The sequence below is a fragment of the Psychromonas sp. genome, assembly GCF_047632955.1.
Lineage (GTDB): Bacteria > Pseudomonadota > Gammaproteobacteria > Enterobacterales > Psychromonadaceae > Psychromonas.
In genome coordinates, this window is record NZ_JBLIED010000043.1 from 23,288 (window position 1) to 29,432 (window position 6,145).

The window sequence follows — 6,145 nt, forward strand, 5'->3', positions numbered from 1 at the left end:
ATATAACCGTTCTCGAAAATCGAGAAACGGTTGATATTAGAGGTGATTATTTATCAAAGTGAATAACTGTTCGAATACTTTCACCTTTATGCATCAGGTCAAAGGCTTCATTAATGCCTTCTAATGGCATAGTGTGAGTGATGAAATCCGATAATTTAAATTCGCCCTGTAAATAGCGTTCAACATAATCAGGCAATTCAGTGCGGCCTTTGACACCGCCAAAGGCGCTGCCTCTCCATACTCGGCCGGTCACCAATTGGAAAGGTCGGGTTGATATCTCTTTTCCTGCACCGGCAACACCGATAATAACCGATTCACCCCAGCCTTTATGGCAGCATTCCAGTGCGCTACGCATCACATCCACATTACCGATGCATTCAAAGGAATAATCAACCCCGCCGTCGGTCATTTCAACAATCACATCTTGAATGGCTTTATCGAAATTTTTCGGGTTAATACAATCCGTAGCGCCGAGTTTTTTGGCCAGCTCAAATTTACTTTCATTAATATCGATGGCGATGATTCGGCTGGCTTTTGCCATGGTGGCACCGATCACGGCTGACAGACCAATGCCGCCCAAACCAAAGATGGCAACCGTTGCGCCTTCTTCTACCTTGGCGGTATTCATCACCGCGCCCATGCCGGTGGTCACGCCACAACCTAATAAACACACCTCTTCAAGGGGGGCTGCTTTATTCACCTTGGCTAATGATATTTCTGGTAATACAGTGTACTCGGAGAAGGTTGAACAGCCCATGTAATGGTAGATAGGCTGGCCATCTTTATAAAATCGGGTGGTGCCGTCGGGCATTAAACCTTTACCCTGGGTTTCACGAATTTTCTGACAAAGGTTGGTTTTTCCCGATAGACAGAATTTACACTCACCACATTCCGGTGTGTATAGAGGAATAACATGGTCACCGACTTTTACGCTGCTTACACCTGCGCCAATCTGCTCAACAATACCACCGCCTTCGTGGCCTAAAACACAGGGAAAGATACCTTCAGGATCTTCGCCCGATAAAGTAAAGGCATCCGTATGACAAACACCGGAAGCAATAATTTTGACCAGCACTTCCCCTTTTTTAGGGAGCATCACATCAATTTCTTCAATACTTAATGGCTGTTTGGGTCCCCATGCTATTGCTGCTTTGGATTTGATAAATTTTTCTGTCATATGAGCTCCGGTGATCTGTGGTTTATTTCAGTAGGCATTTTATGTAAATCATATTAGCAGACGAATCTGCTGCTGACCTGCCTAGTGTGGTGTAATTAGTTTATCTAAGTTGCGATCATTATAACTATTACTGTTTGAATGATAATATGCTTAAAATTAAAATAACTTTTACTGTGTGGTAATAATATGCAATGGCAGGGGATTAATGAGTTTGTCGCGGTCGCAGAGATGCAAAGTTTTACCCTAGCGGGTAAAAAATTAAAAATTTCCACGGCGCAGGTCAGCAGACAAGTTAACGCATTAGAAAAAAGATTAAATAGTAAATTGCTCTACCGCACTACACGTCATGTTTCAGTGACCCAAGAGGGGCAAATTTTCTATCGCCATTGCCGCAATATATTAGAGGGCTTGGAAGAGGCGGAGCAGGCGATCAGCCGTTTGCAGGCTAAACCACAGGGGCATATTAAACTCTCTGCCCCGATTACCTATGGAGAACAAAAAATCCTGCCCTTAATTAACGATTTTTTATGCCGCTATGAGCAGATCCAAGTAACCTGTGAGCTGACCAATCAGCGTGTTGATTTGGTTGATGGAGGTTTTGATTTAGCCATTCGTCTCGGTGACTTACCGGATTCGAGTTTAGTCGCTAAAAAATTAGCGTCGCGTGAAAATTTTGTGTGTGCATCACCGGAGTACCTTAAAAAGTTTGGTGAGCCGCACTCGTTATCTGAATTGACACAGCACAACTGTTTATTAGGTACGCGTGACTATTGGCACTTTACTGAACAGGGTAAAGAAAAAAATATTCGTGTGCAGGGGAATCTGCGTTGTAATAGTGGCTTTGGGCTGGTGGATGCTGCGCTGAAAAATATCGGTATTATTCAGCTGCCCGATTATTATCTGCAGGAGCACATTGATGCCGGCAGGTTAATGTCTTTATTAAACAATGTTCGAGTTGCCGAGGAGGGGATATGGGCGGTTTATCCGCAGAATCGCTATTTATCCCCAAAAATTCGTTTGCTTATTGATTTTCTTGCTGAGCATTTTTCAGACGGAGCAGAACATCGGTTAATGAAGGTTTAACTTCATGCCCTAAAGCAAGTGTTTCTGCGCAGGGAGCGACCAGATCCGGTACCTGAAAAACATGCATACCGGCGGAAACTGCCGCACGAACGCCATGATTTGAGTCTTCAAAAGCCAAACAAGCCGTTGGATCTATGTTTAAGCGTTTTGCTGCCAGTAAAAATATCTCCGGGTGAGGTTTACTGTGGGTGACTTCACATCCGCTGCTTAACTGCTGAAAATATCCCTCTAAGCCGGATAGTTTTAACTTGGTTAAGGCAACTTCTTTCTCGCTTGAGGTGGCAACCGCCATCGGAATTGACTGCTCCCGTAACCAGTCCAGCAAAGCGATTACGCCTTCCTTAACGGGAATGGCCTGAAAATTTACCACTGCGTGGTAACGTTTCATCCACTCAATGCGCAAACTCTCATAATCAAGATCGGGACCGTAACCCGCTGTAATAATATTTTTGATGCTTAAGGCGTTAGTGCCAATGATTTTTAAATAAGTATCATTTAATATGGGTAAAGACAAATGTCGGCAGGCATCCTGGAATGCTTGCTGACAGACTCTTTCGGTATCCAATAATAAACCGTCCATATCAAAAACTGCTGCTTGATAGTGCATCTTTTTTCCTAGGGATTGATTAGTTTGAGTAGATTGACTTGCAGAAAGGACAATACCAGCATGGTATTGTTCTTCCCAATCAAAGAATGTGGTTCGTTTATTTAACCGAGTTAACTTCCTCGCTGGTTAAATAACGCCATTCGCCCAGTTGAAGATCTGTATCTAACTTAATTTCACCAATCTGCTCACGGTGCAGTTCAACGACCAGATTACCAATCGCAGCAAACATGCGTTTTACCTGATGGTATTTACCTTCCTCAATGGTCAGTAAAACTTCATTATCCGTTAAAATTTCTAATGTGGCAGGTAAGCAGGGGCCATTTTCACTTTTCAGCTGTATTCCCGCTTTAAACAAGCTAACGGCATTTTCTTCAACGGGCTGGGCAAGTGTTGCGCGATAGCGTTTACTGCAGTTTCTACGCGGACTGGTGATCTTATGAGACCACTGTCCATCATCGGTAATCAGTGTTAAACCGGTGGTGTCGGCATCGAGTCGACCGGCAATACAAAGCTGCTCAGGTTTATCAACTTTTATTAAATTGATGATACTGGGTAGCTGCTCATCTACGTTAGAGCAGATGTAGTCTTTGGGTTTATTAAGCATAATATAACGGGTGTCGCGGACATTAATTAAGTTACCATCAAAACGGATTGACTCATTCTCTGATACTTTATAAGCTGTATTGCGAACGGTTGTGTCAGAACTTGTGATGCGTCCCTGAATAATGACCTTTTTAGCCTGGCTTCTGGTCATAGTGGTCGACTCACAAATGTATTTATCTAATCTCATTGATTTCCTCTTTTGCTAACGTTAGCCGTTAGCAGTTAACTGTTTGATGGTTTCTTTTAAATTATATTGAGCTTGCTTTTTGCCCGTTAAATTGTTTTTTCTGCAAATTTCCGCCCAACTATTATTCTGTAATATTTTCTGGATTGCCAGACATTGCTGTGCTTTGCTTAAAGCGCTTAAATCGTAGTTTAACATTAAATCGATAAGATCGTGTTCAATAAACTCATAGGGTAAATTACCCTGTGTATAACTGCGCAAGCTTGGATGCTCAGATTGCGCTTTCTTGTTATTTAATGACAATTTTAATAATAAGTTTAAAACCACCTCGGTATCCAAATGCTGCAGATGACGACTTAATTGGATAGGTAGTTGCTGTTCAAACTGTTGAACTATTAATTCCTGTAACAGATGCGCTTTTTGAGAAAGCGGCAAATTCATTATCAGAGAATGTGTGCCACTGCTTGCATCCTGACTAAGGCCTATCCGTAATGTGACAAAGTGTTGCTGCTGCCAAAAAGATAATAAATTGGCTGTTGCGCCATAACTGACGCAAAGATGATCGAAGGCCTGTTCTTTTGCCCAATCAATCAAATACTTTATAAACTGTTTTCCAATGCCGTTATTTTGACAGTCGGGATGAATTGCAATCCGTTGTATTCTGGCGTAGGAATGAGAAGCTGCCTGCTGAAACCTGCTATGAAATGTTAAAGATTGGGCAATTAAGTTTCCAGGTACACGACGCGTTCCTTGCCATATTTTCTCGCAAAGTTTGTCGTCAAAATTCCCTTCTTCCTTTATAAGGGTCACGCCCAGTATTTTGTCCTGTTGCCGAGCTATAAAAATATCGACTGAGCTGTCATTGAGTAATTTTTCAAGGTCCGACGGTTTGGTCTGATAGTGCGCCAGGACTAATAAAGAGAAAAGTGACTGTAATAAAGCTTTATCGGCTAATAACTGCACCGAAGTGAGTTTTTCAAAACTAAGTTTTTGCTGTGTATTATAAACAGGTGATTGCAGCTCAGACTCGGTTAAACAAATGCTGTTTAGGGTAAAAGCTTCCAGAGGGTCATTTTTTGCCCAACGAATAGGCTGATCAAGATGGAGCTTGCGCCACTGGGGTGCCAACTCCGTTAAACGTTTTTGAAAACGCAAAGCGAATCCTCTTCCAGATCCTTCATAACCATGCACCGTGGTGGCGAAAACAAGTCGCGAGTAATGTATTACTAATGCTTCTAAAGTGGGCACGGGTAATGCCGCGGCCTCATCAATGATTAACAGATCACATGCAGGATATTGATCAAGCAGGGCATCTGCGGCAATAAATTGCAGCGCGTCTGCATCGATTGTTGTTGTGCCGCTTTGTGAATGTGCCGGTTTTAAGATTAAGTCTGCATGTCTGAACAGGGTAGCGGTCGCCTGCTTATTCGGCGCACAGACCAGAATCTTTTTCACTCGGGATGCAATTAAAAGCTGTGCGGCGGCTATTCCCAGCGCGGCTGATTTTCCTCTGCCTCTATTAGCCGTTAAAACCAATGGGCGACGGCGGTGACCCGCCACCGTTTTAATGATTTCTCGAACCGCGTTATTTTGTTCGCTGAGATTAAGCGCAGGTTTTTTAACAACAACAGGGGAGGGGGCCGGAAATCTTGGTAAAGGCAGATGCTGCTGTAAAGTGATAAAATTATAATGTTGTAATTGTGCGCTTATATAATGGTAAAAAAGATCCTCTGGCGGAATTTCGGTCGGTGACAGCAGGATTAATAATCCTCCTCCTCGCAGCGAACCTTCGGCGGCAGCAAATTGATTGCCGTCAAAAGCTTGATGCGCATTAATAACCAGCAATGAAGTTTCCTGACCTAAAATCTGTTGGTATGGTGTCGTCTTATTGGCAGTCGGAGCGTGGCCGCACCAAAAATAGGGGCGTTGCAGCTCGCTAATGATTTTTTGAGTTAGGGTAAAACACCAATTCAAGTCGCCCTGCAGACGTAACAATTGGCGATGATTTTGAATTTTCGCATGGTAGCAAAGATGGTTGAGCAAAGATAAAAGTGCCGGCACGAAAAACCCCGTTTGTGTATTCGATGTTCAGTATACCACTGCTAGCTGAAGATTGGCTCAGTTGTTAACAGCATCAATACTAAGCGAGATCCTAAAAGGTAAGGCGCAGATCCTTTTGCTGTTTATTTGGAGATAACTACCAACAAAGCCTTGTATTCATCTCTCAATACTGTATTATGCTCGCACCTACCGATATGGTAGACGGGTTAAATCCCATAACTGATTTAAATCAGTTATTAAAATGACTCCCGATTTGGGAGCTACTAGTTTGAACGAGCACTTGGGATCTATCTTGAATAGATTACTAGGTGTTTGTTTGTATGTTGTATTTTTAACTATTGGAGTTTTGGTCCATGCAGAACCAAAGAATCCGTATCCGCCTTAAAGCTTTTGATCATAAACTGATCGATCAATCAACGGCGGAGATCGT

5 protein-coding genes and 1 pseudogene are annotated in these 6,145 nt (G+C 42.8%); 2 read left to right on the plus strand and 4 right to left on the minus strand.

Going from position 1 to position 6,145, the window contains the following annotated elements; all coding sequences use genetic code 11:
• Positions 1 to 46 precede the first annotated feature (46 nt).
• The gene (locus ACJAZP_RS17240; RefSeq protein WP_415231983.1) at positions 47 to 1,177 is read right to left on the minus strand and encodes an S-(hydroxymethyl)glutathione dehydrogenase/class III alcohol dehydrogenase; all 1,131 of its coding nucleotides are present in this window, start codon (positions 1,175 to 1,177) and stop codon (positions 47 to 49) included.
• A 186-nt stretch (positions 1,178 to 1,363) separates the two neighbouring features.
• Between ACJAZP_RS17240 and ACJAZP_RS17245 the strand changes: the two genes are divergently transcribed.
• Positions 1,364 to 2,260 carry a LysR substrate-binding domain-containing protein gene (locus ACJAZP_RS17245; RefSeq protein WP_415231984.1) on the plus strand — a complete coding sequence of 299 codons (897 nt, stop codon included), beginning with the start codon at positions 1,364 to 1,366 and terminating at the stop codon, positions 2,258 to 2,260.
• Here ACJAZP_RS17245 and ACJAZP_RS17250 read toward each other — a convergent pair.
• The 3 genes from ACJAZP_RS17250 to ACJAZP_RS17260 all read right to left on the minus strand — a co-directional run bounded on the left by ACJAZP_RS17250 (position 2,199) and on the right by ACJAZP_RS17260 (position 5,715).
• Positions 2,199 to 2,867 carry an HAD family hydrolase gene (locus tag ACJAZP_RS17250; RefSeq protein ID WP_415231985.1) on the minus strand — a complete coding sequence of 223 codons (669 nt, stop codon included), beginning with the start codon at positions 2,865 to 2,867 and terminating at the stop codon, positions 2,199 to 2,201. The genes ACJAZP_RS17245 and ACJAZP_RS17250 overlap by 62 nt on opposite strands.
• 97 nt (positions 2,868 to 2,964) lie before the next feature.
• The gene (rsuA, locus tag ACJAZP_RS17255) at positions 2,965 to 3,657 is read right to left on the minus strand and encodes a 16S rRNA pseudouridine(516) synthase RsuA (RefSeq protein ID WP_415231986.1); all 693 of its coding nucleotides are present in this window, start codon (positions 3,655 to 3,657) and stop codon (positions 2,965 to 2,967) included.
• A 21-nt stretch (positions 3,658 to 3,678) separates the two neighbouring features.
• Positions 3,679 to 5,715: a tRNA(Met) cytidine acetyltransferase TmcA gene (locus ACJAZP_RS17260; protein ID WP_415231987.1), complete on the minus strand. Its 2,037-nt coding sequence runs from the start codon at positions 5,713 to 5,715 to the stop codon at positions 3,679 to 3,681.
• 353 nt (positions 5,716 to 6,068) lie between these two features.
• On the opposite strand from ACJAZP_RS17260, the pseudogene rpsJ reads away from it, so the two are divergent.
• A pseudogene (gene rpsJ, locus ACJAZP_RS17265) lies at positions 6,069 to 6,145 on the plus strand (30S ribosomal protein S10); the annotation flags it as partial.

What these genes read in the sequence shown, in the direction of transcription:
- ACJAZP_RS17240 (WP_415231983.1), bottom strand. Translation starts at nt 1,177, where the DNA reads ATGACAGAAAAATTTATCAAATCCAAAGCAGCAATAGCATGGGGACCC.
- ACJAZP_RS17245 (WP_415231984.1), top strand. Translation starts at nt 1,364, where the DNA reads ATGCAATGGCAGGGGATTAATGAGTTTGTCGCGGTCGCAGAGATGCAA.
- ACJAZP_RS17250 (WP_415231985.1), bottom strand. Translation starts at nt 2,867, where the DNA reads ATGCACTATCAAGCAGCAGTTTTTGATATGGACGGTTTATTATTGGAT.
- rsuA (WP_415231986.1), bottom strand. Translation starts at nt 3,657, where the DNA reads ATGAGATTAGATAAATACATTTGTGAGTCGACCACTATGACCAGAAGC.